General features: G+C 60.6%; 12 protein-coding genes. 3 read left to right on the top strand and 9 right to left on the bottom strand.

Features of this window, described 5'->3' with window-relative positions; translation table 11 throughout:
• Entirely contained in the window at positions 1-1,365 is a 1,365-nt protein-coding gene (locus PSH96_RS13960; RefSeq protein WP_305459767.1) for an APC family permease, read from the bottom strand.
• Between the two features lie 200 nt (positions 1,366-1,565).
• On the opposite strand from PSH96_RS13960, the gene PSH96_RS13955 reads away from it, so the two are divergent.
• Positions 1,566-2,351 (top strand): helix-turn-helix transcriptional regulator, encoded by a 786-nt coding sequence (locus tag PSH96_RS13955; protein WP_305459765.1) that lies wholly within the window; start codon positions 1,566-1,568, stop codon positions 2,349-2,351.
• 129 nt (positions 2,352-2,480) lie between these two features.
• Here PSH96_RS13955 and PSH96_RS13950 read toward each other — a convergent pair whose 3' ends face one another.
• The 4 genes from PSH96_RS13950 to PSH96_RS13935 are packed head-to-tail and all read right to left on the bottom strand — an operon-like array spanning position 2,481 to position 6,251.
• Positions 2,481-3,560, bottom strand: a complete 1,080-nt coding sequence (locus tag PSH96_RS13950; protein ID WP_305459763.1) for a polyamine ABC transporter substrate-binding protein — start codon at positions 3,558-3,560, stop codon at positions 2,481-2,483.
• Between the two features lie 60 nt (positions 3,561-3,620).
• On the bottom strand, positions 3,621-3,962 hold the full coding sequence (locus PSH96_RS13945; RefSeq protein WP_305459761.1) for a cupin domain-containing protein: 342 nt from the start codon (positions 3,960-3,962) through the stop codon (positions 3,621-3,623).
• Between the two features lie 26 nt (positions 3,963-3,988).
• Positions 3,989-5,395, bottom strand: a complete 1,407-nt coding sequence (locus PSH96_RS13940; RefSeq protein WP_305459759.1) for an FAD-binding oxidoreductase — start codon at positions 5,393-5,395, stop codon at positions 3,989-3,991.
• A gap of 49 nt (positions 5,396-5,444) precedes the next feature.
• A complete protein-coding gene (locus PSH96_RS13935) occupies positions 5,445-6,251 on the bottom strand; it encodes an AraC family transcriptional regulator (protein ID WP_305459757.1) in 807 nt (268 codons plus the stop codon).
• 257 nt (positions 6,252-6,508) lie between these two features.
• Between PSH96_RS13935 and PSH96_RS13930 the strand changes: the two genes are divergently transcribed.
• A complete protein-coding gene (locus tag PSH96_RS13930) occupies positions 6,509-6,781 on the top strand; it encodes a DUF1652 domain-containing protein (RefSeq protein WP_026013572.1) in 273 nt (90 codons plus the stop codon).
• A 249-nt stretch (positions 6,782-7,030) separates the two neighbouring features.
• On the opposite strand, the gene PSH96_RS13925 is transcribed toward PSH96_RS13930, so the two are convergent.
• Complete coding sequence (locus PSH96_RS13925) at positions 7,031-9,478, bottom strand: UvrD-helicase domain-containing protein (RefSeq protein ID WP_305459754.1); 2,448 nt, start codon at positions 9,476-9,478, stop codon at positions 7,031-7,033.
• A gap of 220 nt (positions 9,479-9,698) precedes the next feature.
• Between PSH96_RS13925 and PSH96_RS13920 the strand changes: the two genes are divergently transcribed.
• Positions 9,699-10,394, top strand: a complete 696-nt coding sequence (locus PSH96_RS13920; RefSeq protein WP_058420234.1) for a pirin family protein — start codon at positions 9,699-9,701, stop codon at positions 10,392-10,394.
• Positions 10,395-10,511: 117 nt separating this feature from the next.
• On the opposite strand, the gene pgm is transcribed toward PSH96_RS13920, so the two are convergent.
• The 3 genes from pgm to PSH96_RS13905 form a co-directional block, all read right to left on the bottom strand.
• Positions 10,512-12,155, bottom strand: a complete 1,644-nt coding sequence (gene pgm, locus PSH96_RS13915) for a phosphoglucomutase (alpha-D-glucose-1,6-bisphosphate-dependent) (RefSeq protein WP_305459751.1) — start codon at positions 12,153-12,155, stop codon at positions 10,512-10,514.
• Between the two features lie 106 nt (positions 12,156-12,261).
• Entirely contained in the window at positions 12,262-13,668 is a 1,407-nt protein-coding gene (locus PSH96_RS13910) for a GntR family transcriptional regulator (protein ID WP_305459749.1), read from the bottom strand.
• Complete coding sequence (locus PSH96_RS13905) at positions 13,665-15,095, bottom strand: hypothetical protein (protein ID WP_305459747.1); 1,431 nt, start codon at positions 15,093-15,095, stop codon at positions 13,665-13,667. The genes PSH96_RS13910 and PSH96_RS13905 overlap by 4 nt, the downstream gene beginning before the upstream one ends.
• Positions 15,096-15,359: the final 264 nt, after the last annotated feature.

Raw genomic sequence — 15,359 nt, 5'->3', positions numbered from 1 at the left:
TTACAATTTCTGAAACGCCGGACTCGTCCGGCCACTGATGCAATACAAAATCACCGACAAGGCCAGCAAGCCGATGATGATCATGATGTCGCGCACCGACGCCGCCGCGATCAGGGTCACCAGCAGGTAGCCGGCGCCCAGCACGGCCAGCACTGCCGGCAGCGGCCATAACGGCATGCGATACGGATGCTCGCGATCACGCAGCAGCACCCGGCTCATCAGCGCGCTCAGCGCCACCACCAGGTACACCAGCATGATCAGCAATACGCTGAACGACGTCAGGTCCGCCAGGTTCGAGCTGAAACTCAACAGCGCCGAAGGGATGGCCAGAAACAATGTCGCCAGCCATGGAGAGTCCCAGCGCGGGTGGATACGTGTAAACAGCGAGTTGATGCGCGGCGTCCACAGGGCATCGCGGCCGCTGCTGAACACCACCCGGCCAATCTGGATGACGATGGCGACAATCGCGTTGAACACCGACAGGAAGATCCCGGCGCTGACCAGACGTGACAGGGTTTCATTGCCGTGGCTGGTCAGCAGATAGCCAATCGGGTCGGGGCTGCTGATCATCGCGCTCAGCGACGGCGCCCCGATCAATAACGCCGTGATCGGCACCAGTTCGATCACCACCACCAATCCCAGCGACCACAGCACCGCCTTGTGTACGCCTTTGCCACCGCACTTCATGTCTTCGGCCAGCAATACCGCCGGACCATAGCCATTGAACGAGAACAGGCCGATGCCCACGGCACCGATCACCAACGCCCAGGGCGCCAGGTGCAACACGCCGTTTTCGACGATCTGCGGCTGGAACAGCACGCTGGCCGGTTGTACCGGGTTGCCAAAGCCGATAAATACGATCACCAGCAAGGCCGCCACTTCCAGCAGCAGGCACGTGCCGGTAATCCAGGCATTGAGCTTGATATTGAGGATGCCCAGGGCATAGCTGCACACCACGATGACCAGGGCCACGGTTTGCGAGTCGAATGTTGTGCCCAGGGCGTTATTCAGGTACGTCGCGGCGCCGGTGGCCAATACCGGCGGGATAAACAACAGCATCACCAGCACCGTCAGAAATGTCGCGTAACCGGCCATGCCGCCAAACACCCGCTTGGCATATACGTATTCACCACCGGCGCTGTTATGGGCGCGACCGAGTTCGGCGTAACAGAAGGCGAACATCAGCGCGAGCAAGGCCGCCATCACAAACGCCAGGAATACACCACTGCCCGCCTGCTGGATGGCAAAGGGTGCAATCACGAAGACCGAGCTGGCCGGCGTGACCGCCGACACTGTAATGGCCACCACATCGAACACACTCAGGGTTGGCTTGAGCACGCCGTCTGGCGCGGGGGAAGCACTCATATCGTTATCCTCTATCGTTGTTTTTGGTAGGAGGCAGAAACGAAAAAAATCGGGCGCTTGCGAGATATGCTTCTCGCTGGATGACGGAAAAGTAAACGCTGTGTTTATGCAGGCCAATTCCCCTATTGGCGTACTCCCCTTGACGATACGCGGCAAAAGCCGAACCCTTGGCCGATCTATTGAGGGCTGGAGCCGTGTTTATGAGCCTGTTCAGAGAGGTCGGCATGCATGCTGGCCTGGGCCGCACCGTCGCACACCTGGGCAGCGAGCGCTTCTGGAAACAGCTGGTGCTGTTGCTGCACCAATGCCTGCCGTTCGATAACGCCCTGGCGATTTTTTATCCCCTCGATGGCCCGCCCCTGGCCCTGGAAGAGTACGACGCCCAGCCCAGCAGCAAACCGGCCTCGATGCTGGTGTACCTCAATGGCCTGTACCTGATCGACCCGTTTTACCAGGCTTACCGCGAAGGTTATGCCAGCGGCGTGTATCGCCTGGAGGAAGTGGCACCCGACCATTTTCGCCAGAGTGAATACTTCCTCAACTACTTCCACGACAACGTGCTGGAAGACGAGGTGCAATTCATTCTGCAATTGCCGGGTACAGGCACGCTGTCGTTATCGCTGGGCATGCAGCGGCGCTTCAACTTTGAAGAAACCGGGTTGATGACCACACTGGCGGCCTGGGTGCTGCCGCTGATGCAGCAGCACTGGCAGCAAAGCACCCAGCGTGTACCGGCGATGGACACGCAGATTCGCGACGCGTTGAGCCACTTTGGCAGCGGTGTGCTGTCGGAGCGCGAGCTGGAAGTGGCGCGCCTGGTGTTGCGTGGGTTCTCGTCCAAGGCCATGGCCGAGCGTTTGAAGATCTCGCCGGACACCGTGAAGGTGCACCGGCGACACCTGTACGCAAAGCTGGATATTTCGTCACAGCCGGAACTGTTTTCGTTGTTTATCCAGTCGTTGGGGCATGATCTGGAAAATCCCTAAAAACCGGCATTGCACAGTCAAAATGTGGGAGCGGGCTTGCCCGCGATAGCGGTGTGTCAGTCACCCAATGGCCAACGGACAGGTCGCAATCGCAGGCAAGCCAGCTCCCACAGGGGCTCAGGGTAACGCCTAGCGCCCGGTACGAATGGTGTTCCACACCCGCGTACGAATCCGGTCGATGTTCAGCGGCATCGCTTCCAGGGCAAACAACTTGCCCATCATTTCCGGGCTTGGGTACACCTTGGTGTCGGCCTTGATTGCAGGGTCTACCAGGCTGTCAGCCGCCGCGTTGCCGTTGGCGTAGTGCACGTAGTTGGTGATGCTGGCCATCACTTCCGGGCGCAGCAGGTAGTTCATGAACGCGTAGCCGCCTTTTTCGTTCGGGGCATCGGCGGGCATGGCGACCATGTCGAACCAGATGGCGGCGCCTTCCTTGGGAATGTTGTAGCCGATGTTCACACCGTTCCTGGCTTCCTTGGCGCGGCTTTCGGCCTGCAGGATGTCGCCGGAGAAGCCGACCGCCACGCAAATGTCGCCATTGGCCAGGTCAGCGGTGTATTTCGAGGAGTGGAAGTAGGCCACATACGGGCGCACTTTCATCAGCAGGTCTTCAGCCTTTTTGTAGTCCTCGGCCTTCTTGCTGTGGGGCGGCAAGCCCAGGTAGTTGAGCGCCGCCGGCAGCAGTTCCGGGCCGTTGTCGAGAATCGCCACGCCGCACTTTTGCAGCTTGGCCATGTTCTCGGGTTTGAAGATCAGGTCCCAGGAGTCCACCGGCGCGTTGTCGCCGAGCACCGCCTTGACCTTGTCGATGTTGTAGCCGATGCCGGTGCTGCCCCACAGGTAGGGGAAACCATGTTCGTTGCCCGGGTCGTTGTTTTGCAGAGCCTTGAGCAGCACCGGGTTGAGGTTTTTCCAGTTCGGCAGCTGGCTCTTGTCGAGTTTTTTAAGGGCGCCGCCCTGGATCTGCCGGGCCATGAAGTGGTTGGAGGGGAACACCACGTCATAGCCGGATTTGCCGGTCATCAACTTGCCGTCGAGGGTTTCGTTGCTGTCGTATACGTCGTAAGTGAAACCGATGCCGGTTTCTTTCTGGAAGTTCTTGGTGGTGTCCGGCGCGATGTAGTCCGACCAGTTGTAGATCTTGACCGTCTCGGCGGCCTGGCTGATAGCGGCCACCCACATCAAGGGCAACAGGGCAATGGCTTTCATGGTTCGATTTCCTGGCGGTTTTAGGGCTGTTTTTATGGCAGGCGATCAAGGATCAAAGCGTTACAGGATCAATACGTAGGTCTTGCGCACGGTCTCGTGGATATCCCAGATGCCGGTGCTGTTGGCCGGCAACATCAGTGCATCGCCGGCTTGTAGGTGTACGACTTCACCGTTGTCCGGCGTGAAGGTGCAGCGGCCCTGGATGAAGTGGCAAAACTCCTGGGATGTGATCTGCCGGCGCCAGCGGCCTGGGGTGCATGCCCAGATGCCGGTTTCGACGCCATCGCTGCGCTCCACGCTCAAGGTCGAGGCCACGGCGATGGGCTCGCCCAAGGGCACGGCTACCGGTGACGAGTCCGGCAGATGGGCGTTCAGCGCGTCTTTGAAGTGAGTGATGCTCATGGGTTTTCCCGTGTGAGTGAAACGTCTCAGTGCATGAAGCCTTCCATGAACCCGGCCACGCCGGTCGCCAATTTGCGCCGCCACGGCGCGGTGTTGGGGTTGACCAACACTTGGTCTTCATGGACAAAACTGCGAATGATCGCGTTGTAACCCAGCCAGCGGCAGGGCTCGGGCTCCCAGGCCTTGAGCGCGTCCAGGCCACGCTCGCGAATCACCCAGGGCTGGGTGGTCAGCGGCGTATCGAGGCCCAGAATCATATCGGCGAGCGTACGACCACCGAGGTTGGTGGCGCCGACGCCCTCCCCGCCATAACCGCCGGACAGCGCGATGCCGGTGGTGTGATCGCACAGCATGTGCGGCCGGAAGTTGCGCGACATGCCGAGGTTGCCGCCCCAGGAGTGGGTAATCTTGACGTGTTTGAGCTGTGGGAAGAGTTCGCTGAACAGGTAGCGACGCAGCTCCACTTCGTCGGTGCTCAGGTCGAAGTTATGGCGCAGCCTGCCGGCAAACTGATAGCCGCCACGGGCGCCGAATATCAGGCGGTCATCCGCCGAACGCTGGCCGTAGGTGACCTGGCGGCTGCTTTCGCCGAAGGCCTGGCCCCGGTTCAAGCCAATCTCATCCCAGGTGCTGGCCGGCAACGGTTCGGTGGCGACCATCAGGCTTTGCACCGGTAGTTGATAGCGCCCCAACGGCGGCAACGTGGTGGCGTAACCCTCCACCGCCGGCACCACCCACGCGGCGCGCACGCTGGCGTTGGCTGTGCGCACGCTGCCGGACTGCCATTGACTGACGGGGCTGTTCTCATAGATCGTCACGCCCATGCTCTCGACCACTCGCGCCAGGCCGCGCACCAGTTTGGCCGGGTTGATAGTCGCAACATGGGGCGCATAGATACCGCCATAGGGCTTGGCGATGCGGATCTGCTCGGCCAGTTGTTGCGGGCTCAGCCAGCGGTAATCCTCTTCGGTGAGGCCCTGAGCGTGGAGCTTGTCCAGGTAACGGCGCAGGCTGCCTTCCTGCTCCGGGTAGCGCGCCGCGCAGTACAGCACACCGCCCTTGCGGTAGTCGCAGTCAATGCCTTCACGGGCCAGTACTTGGGCAACTTCGTCGGGGATGCCATGCAGCAGGTCAAACGAGGCGCGCCGTTGTGGCGGTGACAGGCCGGCCAGCAGGCGGTCTTCGCCCAACAGGTTGCCCATCAGCCAGCCGCCATTGCGGCCCGATGCACCGAAGCCTGCGGTCTGCGCTTCGATAATCGCGATCTTCAGCTCCGGGGCCTGGCGCTTGAGGTAGTAGGCGGTCCACAACCCGGTGTAGCCGGCGCCGATAATCGCCACATTGACGTCCAGGTCATGCGCCAGGGACGGGCGCGCCACCAGCGGGTCGTCCAACTGGTCCATCCATAAACTGATGTTGCGCCATGCCGGCATGCCAAGCTCCCCAACCTCGTTTCGATAGGCTGGATCCTAGAGCGCGGCGTCAGGGAGTGTCTTGCGCGCGTGCACGCAGAGAAATATGTTTGACGTAGGCCTTGGGCGATTGCCCGGTGTGTTGGCGGAACGCGCTGTAGAACGCCGACAGCGAATTAAAACCGGCGGCGAACGCCAGGTCATCGACCTTTATCGGCGGCACGGCCTTGTCCAGCGCGGCCAGCAGGTGCTGAAGCCGGGCCTGGTTGACGTAGCGGTAGAAACTCTGGCCCAGCACCTGGTTGAGCAGGTAGGAAATCTGATTGCGGCTGTAGCCACACTCATTGGCCACACGTTGCAGGTCCAGCTCCGGGTCCAGATAGGGTTGCTTGAGTTCGAAGTACTGCTGCAGATCGTTGGCCATATGCCCCAATTGCTGGGGCGACAGGCCCAGGCGGCTGACCGTCGGGCGCAGGTTTTGGGCCGGCTGTTCATGCACCAGGGAGGCGTACTCGTTGACGCGCCAGATCAACCCATCGCGCACGGTGATCGCTTCACTGGTGCGAAATGACACCAGGCCCTGGCCGCCGCGCAGCGTAATGCGGTACTGGATAAACGCGGTGTCGCCGTCGGCGCGAATGCGGTCGATGTGCTCGATCGCCTCGTCGGCGCCACGCGGCATGCTGGCTTGCAGATACTCGCGCAACTCGGCCTGACCCACCACGCGGTTTTGGAAGAAGTCGTGGTACTGAATGTCGGGGTGATAGTAGGACATCACGCCATCCAGGTCGCGATGGCGCCAGCACAGGTGATGGCGCAACACCAGATCGCCGGTGGCTTGGGTTTGTTCGCGCTCTTCACTCAAGACGGGCTGCATGGAAGGCTCTGCGGCGGGAATGCCTGGGAGATTGCCGAATTTGCCGGCGGCATTCAATGGTCAATTGGAACTTCTGACTAGTGGCCTTTTGCTTAGTCATGAGTAAGACATGACCCATGTCATATAATCGCGAAAGAACTGCCGAACGGCTCCTAAAAAGTCACCGCGCGCTTGCGAACGAATGCTACTTTGAACTTCTTGATGCCACGACCAGTGAAGGTCATGGCCCCCCTGCCGCGAGCTAAAGGAAGCGCTCAATGAACAAGGTGGGCAACATGAACAAAGTGACATTTCCCAATGCCTGCCAACTGATGCGCTGGCACTTTCATCCGATGGGCTTCGAGGGGAGCATGGACGCCCCCGGCAGTATGGTCGCCCGCCTGTTCGACCGAGCCAGCGGCGAGACGTTGATCGCGATTGCCGGCATTCCTTGCGCCACGGTGATGAATGCGGCGGATGTGGAGCGCATTATCGAAGCGGTGGAGGATGAGCTGGAGTGTTTTGTGCCGCCGCTGTCGTTGCGGGCGTGAACCCGGTCCTTCAGGCTATAGGTGTTCAGTGTGGGAGCGGGCTTGCCCGCGAAGACGTCGGCCCAGCAAACATTGATGTTGACTGACCCACCGCTTTCGCGAGCAAGCCCGCTCCCACAGGGGATTTGCGCTTAACTGACTGGCATTAGGGCTTGCCCGCGATGGCGGAGTGTCAGTTTGCAAAGTTGCCAACTGATCTACTGCTATCGCGGGCAAGCCCGCTCCCACATTGGGTACTGTGTTTAGCTGCTAGCTGCGTCGGTCATCAAAAAACGCCTTTCGCCCATCAACGCGCTCCGAAGCCCTTGGCACGTTCACGCCCTGGCCTTCCGGCTTCTCCACATACCAATAACAATGGCTCACCGCGCGGGTAATCCCGACATACGCCAGGCGCAGCACTTCGTCTTTCTGCGCGCTGTCGTAGGGCTCGCTGTCGCCGTCCTTGCCCAGGCCCGCCATGCGATAAACCTGGTTTTTGTAAGGCGAGCTGGTGACGTGCTGGCAGTCCCCAAGCAGGAAAACGGTGTCCGCTTGCAGGCCCTTGGCACTGTGATAAGTCAGCTGTTTGAGCCGACGGTCCTGTGGCGGCAAGCTAGAATCAACATTAACTACAGACTTAATATGCTCTTGTATCAATAACTTATCGCTACTTTTTCGATAAAGCATTAGCACTGTATTACCGCGCTGATAGTGCTCCAGCAACTGCCGTCCCAGTGCGGCGTCGTCCCGCTCCAGTACCACCACGGGTTGCAAAGCCTTGGGCTCGCCACTGGCCTTGGCCTTCTTGCCGGGGATCGCCGGGGCTGCGCGCACCACATGTTCGGCAGCGTCGATGATGTGCTGGTGGCTGCGGTAATTCTCGCTGAGCATCACGCGGGTGGTGCTGGGCGACGGGAATTCCTGGTTGAACGCCACGAAGTACTTGGGTGAACTGCCGCGCCAGCCATAGATCGACTGCCAGTCATCACCCACGCACAGCAAGGAGGAGCGTTGCGCGCCACGCCCCACATGCATCGCCGGGCCACGGCTGCGGATCTCGCGCAGGCTGGCGCGGATCCACGAGACGATCTGCGGCGATACGTCCTGAAACTCGTCGATCATCAGGTGCGACATCGGCCGCAGCAGTGGATCGCTGAGCAGTTTGAGGTTTTCCGGGGTGTTCTCACCAAACAGCGAGAACATGCGGTTATAGGTCATGATCGGCGGCGATTGATCGAGCAAGTGATCTTCCAGCGCCTTCCAGAAAATGCTCAAGGCTTCAAAGTAGCCGCGGTCCGGGTCGTCTTTGGCGAAGCTCATTTGGCCAACGGCCGTGGGCACATCCAGCCCGAGGTTCTCGATAAACCCGGCAGCCATCACGAAACTGTCCAGCAGCGGCGCCGAGGCCAGCTCGCCCTTGACCTTGTAATCAAAGCCAGGCCCGGCGCTGGCGTCGCCCGCCAGGCTGCTTAAAAGGCGCTTTGACGATTCGTAGTTATCCAGCCATATCAATGGCTTGCGACAGAAAGCTTGAAACAGGGTGCGCTTTACCGCCCATTCCGCCCGCACCGAAAGCTTTGAATTGGGCCGGTTGATCTGAGGGTTTTCCCGTGGATCAAAACCCAGCACCACCCAGGCATCCAGATCCGCGATGTAGCCGTGACAGTGAAACAGCGCACCATTGATTTCGAAAGTCTGGCGACTCGGTTCTATGCCCTTGATCGGCCAGGCGCCGGCGCGAAACCACAGGTCCTCGATCACGTCGCAGAGTTCTTCATCGCGCTTGGCCGCCAGTTCGGTGACGGCGATGCGCTTCTGCACGTCGGGGTGGTCGCGCTCCAGTTCCTTGAGTTGCAGGCCATGGCGGGCCAGCGGTGCGATCAGCTCGCGAAAGCGTGCATGGCGGCCATGCAACCGGTGATAACAGGTGTTCATCTGTTGGCGCTGGGCGTCACTGATACGCAGGTCGAAGGGGTTGCTGTCGGCATCCTCGAAACCGCTGCTGAGGTTCTCAAACGCTTGCAGCCGTTCGAAGCCTGGCAGGCTGCGCACCATCGGCAGGATGCGTGAATGAAAGGTACGCACCACGGCCTGAGCTTCTTTGAAACCAAGGGGCTGGCCCCACAGGCCGAGAATTTCCATGAGCTTGTTAATGAAGTCTTTGCGCGATTCGCGGGTGAAGGTCACCACGGTCATCGAACTCAGCTCAAAGCCCAGGTAGTGGCTCAGCAAGAGGATGCGCAGCACCAGCGAGGTGGACTTACCCGCGCCGGCACCGGCAATCACCGAGGTCGAGGGGGTGTCACTGAAGATCATCTTCCACTGCGCGGCACTGGGCTGGGCGTGGGCCGGCAGCAAACGTGCTACGTCAGCCTTCATGCGCTTTTTGACGTCGGCCGTGAGCGGCAGGCGCCAATCGTCGAACAAGCTGTCATCCACACCCGGCGCGCGGTGCTCGTCCGGGCGAAAGTCGCGGATCAGCAACACCTGGCGGCCTTCCTCGATGCCGTCGGCCTTGCCCTCGCGGTAGCCATATTCCACGCCGGCTTCGTGCCCGCTGCGAAAGCCGTCCGCCTGGCCGTGCAGCCAGGAAAACCGATGCTGGGCACGCAAACGCGTCAGGCCATGGCCAAACAAACGGGCGGCGAGTCGTTTCAGCAGGGGCATTTCTGCCAGGGGACGCAGTTCGGGGGGCAGATCAGGCGTTTGTTGCGGCACGCGGACTCCAGCGATGAGGTTGGTTCTGGCGAAGGTGCCATGGTCGCCGGAATCGGCGCGCAGTTCCAGCCAATTGCTTTGTTGTCATGCAGTTAGGCGATGAAGTAAAAGTCAAAACGCCAGCAATCAATCGAATAAACAGATTGGAATCCGGCATTTTTTACGCTTTTTATCGATCATGTGCTGCTGGATGATAGCCACCATCCACAGGAGACCCATCATGCTCGAACTTCGACCTTTCACTACCCTGGGCGGCGCCCATCATGGCTGGCTCGATGCCCATCATCACTTTTCCTTCGCCGAGTACCACGACCCCAAGCGCATGCACTGGGGCAACCTGCGGGTGTGGAACGACGACATCATTGCGCCCGGCACGGGCTTCCCGCAGCACCCGCATCGCGACATGGAAATCATCACCTACGTGCGTGAAGGCGCCATCAGCCATGCCGACAACCTCGGCAACAAAGGCCGCACCGAAGCGGGTGACGTACAGGTCATGAGTGCCGGCACCGGGATTGCCCACAGCGAATACAACCTGGAAGCCACGCCGGCCAAGATCTTCCAGATCTGGATCATCCCGAACGAGGCCGGGCTGCCGCCTTCCTGGGGTGCCAAGCCGTTTCCCAAGGGCAATCGTGAGGGCTTTGTGACCCTGGCCAGTGGCAAGGCTGGTGACACTGAGAGCTTGCGCATTCGGGCAGATGCACGCCTGGTGGCGGCTAACCTGAAAGCTGGGGAAAGCGCCGAGTATCGGCTGGACAGCGGGCGCCGGGCGTATCTGGTGCCGGCGACGGGGGTGATTGAAGTCAATGGCCTGCGTGCGCAAGCGCGAGACGGGGTGGCGGTTGAAGATGAGCAGGTGTTGCGGGTAACAGCGGTTGAAGACAGTGAAATCGTCCTGGTAGATCTGGCTTAACAAAAAACAATGTGGGAGCGGGCTTGCTCGCGAATACGGTGGTTCAGTCAATATATCCAGCGACTGACACACCGTATTCGCGAGCAAGCCCGCTCCCACATGTCTGGATCTGCGGTGTTACTGAGAGATGGCGCCGTCTACCAGCACCTGCGCCTCTTCAACCAACTGCTTGAGGTGGTCTTCACCCACAAAGCTTTCGGCGTAGATCTTGTAGATGTCCTCGGTGCCCGATGGCCGTGCGGCGAACCAGCCGTTCTTGGTCATCACCTTCAAACCACCGATTGCCTGGTTATTACCCGGCGCATGGCTGAGGATCTGCTCGATGCTTTCCCCGGCCAGTTGCGTGGAAGTGACCTGCTCAGGCGACAGCTTGCCCAACAGCGCTTTCTGCGCCGGGGTCGCCTTGGCGTCGACACGAATCGCGAACGGCTCGCCCAGCGCATCCGTCAGGCCACGGTAGATCTGGCTGGGGTCCTGGCCTTTGCGCGAGGTCATTTCGGCAGCCAGCAGAGCCGGGATCAAACCGTCTTTGTCGGTGCTCCAGACCGTGCCGTCCTTGCGCAGGAACGAGGCACCGGCGCTTTCTTCGCCGCCAAAGCCCAGCGAGCCTTCAAACAGGCCATCGGCAAACCACTTGAAGCCGACTGGCACCTCAAACAGGCGCCGGCCGATACGCGCCGCAACGCGATCGATCAAGCCGCTGCTGACCACGGTCTTGCCCACGGCTGCATCGGCGCGCCATTCTGGGCGGTTCTGGAACAGGTAATCAATTGACACCGCGAGGTAGTTGTTCGGTGCCAGCAGGCCACCGGATGGCGTCACGATGCCGTGGCGGTCGTGGTCCGGGTCGCAGGCGAAGGCGACGTCGAAACGCTCCTTGAGGCCGATCAAGCCTTGCATCGCATAGCTGGAGGACGGGTCCATGCGGATCTGACCGTCCCAGTCGACGCTCATGAAGCGGAACGTCGAGTCGACCTCGGTGTTCACCACGTCCAGGTTCAAACGGTAGTGTTCGGCAATTGCCGACCAGTAGCGCACCCCTGCTCCGCCCAACGGATCCACGCCCAGGCGCAGGTCGGCGCTGCGGATGGCGTCCATGTCGATCACATTGACCAGGTCGGCTACGTAGCTGTTGAGGTAGTCATGGCGATGGGTGGTATCGGCCTTGAGCGCCTGGGCGTGGGTAATGCGTTTAACCCCGGCCAGCTTGTTGGCCAGCAGCTCGTTGGCCTTGGCTTCGATCCACTTGGTAACGTGGGTATCGGCCGGGCCGCCATTGGGCGGGTTGTACTTGTAGCCGCCGCTTTGTGGCGGGTTGTGCGACGGCGTAATCACGATACCGTCTGCCAGGCCGCTGGTACGGCCACGGTTGTAGCAGATGATGGCGTGGGAAATGGCCGGGGTCGGCGTGTATTCATCGCCTTCGGCCAGCATCACGTGTACGCCGTTGGCGGCCAGCACTTCCAGGGCGCTGGCGCCCGCCGGGGTCGACAGCGCGTGGGTGTCCAGGCCGACGAACAAGGGGCCATTGATGCCCTGGGCTTCACGGTACAGGCAGATGGCCTGGCTGATGGCAAGCACGTGCCATTCGTTGAAACTCAGCTCGAACGAGCTGCCACGGTGCCCGGAAGTACCAAAGGCCACGCGCTGGGTGGAGATCGCTGCATCAGGCTGGCCGGTGTAATAGGCCGTGACCAGTCGCGGGATATCCACCAGCAATTGAGCTGGCGCCGGCTTGCCCGCAAAAGGACTGATTGTCATGCATAAACCTCGAAGAAGAAGGATTCGGAAAAAATGACAGTTTACTGAGAGTTGGACTACTGCGCGACGGTATTGATCCTACAAGCCACAGAGAAGTTTCATGCATTTAGCTGATCTGTGCATCACGCAGCGCCTCGCCCACCAATGCCAGGGCACTGTCCAGGTTGGGCTGCCCGTGGAAGGTGTTGCTCAACCGCAGGTGCTGGTGGTGCAGGCCGCACACGCTGAACAGCTCACCGGGCGCCATGACGACCTGACGCGCCAGCAGGTAGTGGAAAGCCTTGCGCATGTCCACCGCCCGGGTGACGCCTAACCAAAAGGTCGCGCCGCCCGCCGGCATCCGGTAAGTCACTTGATCACCCAGGTGCTGGCCGAGTAGTTTGCTCATTTCGCCTGCCTGCTCAAGCAGCAGCCCGCGCAAGTGGTGCAGGTGCTGGTCGATTTTGCCGCTCAGGTACAAGCGTGCAATCGCGCGCTGGCGAATGGCGGACAGTCGGAACGAGCGCAGCAGGAACTGTCGCTGCAATTCACCGCTCAAGTGCCGCGACAACGCGTAGCCAAACGGCGCCTCTGGGCCGAGGATTTTCTCGAAAGAGGCAAATACCACCAACCGCTCAGGGTTGACCAGGTCGCGCAGGGCAACCGGTGCCGGCTTGAATCCCAATTCGCCGCAGGTGTCGTTTTCCAATAGCCAGCAATCGTACCGATCAAGCAGTTGTGCCACCGCCAGGCGGTCTTGAGGCTGCAAGGCAAAGGCGGACGGCAGGCTGAGCGACGACGAGAGCACGAGCAACTGCACCGACTCGTTACGCAGCATCCCTTCGAGCAAGGCCAGTTCCAGGCGGCCATCGTTGCCCCAGGGCAGCTCAAGGATACGCACCCCGGCATCCTGCAGCAGGCGCAGGATTGACCACTCGCAGGGCGATTCGACCACCACCGAGGCGCCGCGCAAGCCCAATACCTCGATAAGGATGTCGAGCACACCGCGCACGTCTGCGCCGATGTACACGTCATCAGCCTGCCAGCAGCGGGTCGGTGATGAGGTGTAGCGAGCCGCCAGCGCCGCCCTCAGTTCCCACACCCCGCAAGGTTGTGACCAAGGCTGCAGATGCCCTGGATATTGACGCACCAGCTCGCGCTCGAGGCGCAGCAAGGTGCCGTCCAGTGAGGCCAGCAAGGCCGGTTCATCGCCACTGAGCACGGTCATGCCCGGGCGCCGGGACGCCATATAGAGGCGTTCAAGCAAATCCCCGCTGGGACACCCCACTGGGCCAGCGGCAAGCGGCCAAGCGTAATACCCCGACTTGGCCACCGAATACACCCGGCCCTCCTTTTCCAGCAGCGAATACGCATACTGGATGGTGGAGATCGACACGTTGAGTCGCTGGGACAACTGGCGCAGCGACGGCAGCTTTACGCGCGTATCCGTGCTGACTTCGTTGATCAGGTTGATCATGTAGCGATAAACCGCCTGATAAGCAAAATCAGCCTGCCGTGCGCCCCGCAGCGTCATCGTCCGGACAGCTGAAAGGCCCTGCCACCACGGGCTTGAGACCTTTGCACAGGTGCATTGTGGGCGCCGCGAAGGGCCAGGTTCATCGGCCGCTTGCGGTACAGATGCTGGAGCAAAGGCAGCGGCAACCCGCTGGCATCGGCGACCCATTGCTGCAGCATCTCGGCTGCCGGTTTGCCCTGCAATACCTTGTGCAGTTCAGGCAACGCCACCAGCATGCCAGGGTGGCACTGACGCAAATAGCCTTCCAGGCGTTCGCCGTGATGAATGAAAGGCGAAAACAGCAGGCAGACCAGCTGGTTCTCGTCCAAGCCGAAAAATTGCTGGGCAAGGCTGCTCGCCAACGCACGCTCCCCGCGATTGGCCAGCTGGCTCACCAGCTCTTCGGGCACCCGCCGACGCCGCAGGTGATTGCGCGCCTGCTCGAGGAACTCCTCGACACCTTCCTCGTAATGCAGCTCGCGCAGGCATTCGGCTTGCAGGCCGCGCAGGTGCGCCATCAACGGTGGGTTGGCAAAGCTTGGGTGGCTGAAGTGAAAGCCCAGCGGATCTGGCGTATAAGCCATGAAGTCGACGAGCAACGGTGCGCTGGCGCGGTCGATGCCTTCAAGCAAGTCGGCGATACCGATATAGGCCAGGTGGCGATACCCTCCCGGGCTGACGTCAGCCTTGGGCACATAGTGCTCGCCGTACAGGTCACGGTAGAAGTCGCCGCTCCACTCATCCATGCGCGTAAACAACCCGCCAAGCGACGTCGGCTTACCCTTGGCAGCCTTGACGCATTTGGCCTGAGCGGCTTTTTTCAGCCAGGCCAGCAGTTGGCTCTGTTTGCGCGCGGAGTCGCCACTGACCAGTGCGTGCACGCCACCGTTCCAGGCGGTGACGCGCTGATAGAAATCCCCCAGTGCCAGGTAGGCATCGTTGCACAGCGTGGCGCGCACATCGCCGGAGGTCAGATGCCCCACCATCAACATGTTGCGCTGGTGAGCTTCACAGCCGCGGCTGGGGGCCGGGCGCTGATGGTTGAAGGGCAACACCTGTTCGTTTTCGACCATCAACAACTCGACTCGGTCGTCATCATGGAAAAACAGCCGGCTGTAACCGCGATGAATCGCCTCGAGGGTGTCTTGCGTCATACCCGCGTGGCGGAGCGTCGCCACCCGTAACTGGAAGGTCCTGGGCGCACGCGCGGCGATACTCAACTGTGCGGCACGCAGTAACGCCAGGGTGTAGCTGCTGACTTCACCACCGCCATGGGCCACCAGCACTTTGTAATCGCCCACTTGTTCCATGCCGCCGGCGGCCACGACAATACGCTGAATCAATAATTGAAGTGCAGTGCGCTCCGCGCGTGTGAAATACCCAACCAAGCGTTGTTGAACTTGCTGGTAAACATAATTCATGGCCTGCTCGTGAATAGCGCTCATAGTTCTACTACCTGAGTTGAAATATCAGTTCAAAACAACTACCGAGCGTAGTTGCCCGATCTATTGCATGTGTAAGAACGTTGCCTGCGGTGCAGTGTGTGCGACAGATAAACACTAGCACCCGGTTACAAATCGATAAGCGCTGATCAGGGGGCTCGTCTCCCAGCATTCCTGGGACGAAGGCGCCGTGTCACAGCATCTTGGCGATTGGCAGCAATGCTCCTAGGAATATTCAGACAGGCTCCTACAGCCCTTTAACCTTGA

The sequence above is a fragment of the Pseudomonas sp. FP2338 genome, assembly GCF_030687515.1.
GTDB classification, from domain to species: domain Bacteria; phylum Pseudomonadota; class Gammaproteobacteria; order Pseudomonadales; family Pseudomonadaceae; genus Aquipseudomonas; species Aquipseudomonas salomonii.
The sequence above is the reverse complement of the archived record's forward strand: the minus strand, read 5'-3'. Positions and strand labels throughout refer to the sequence as shown.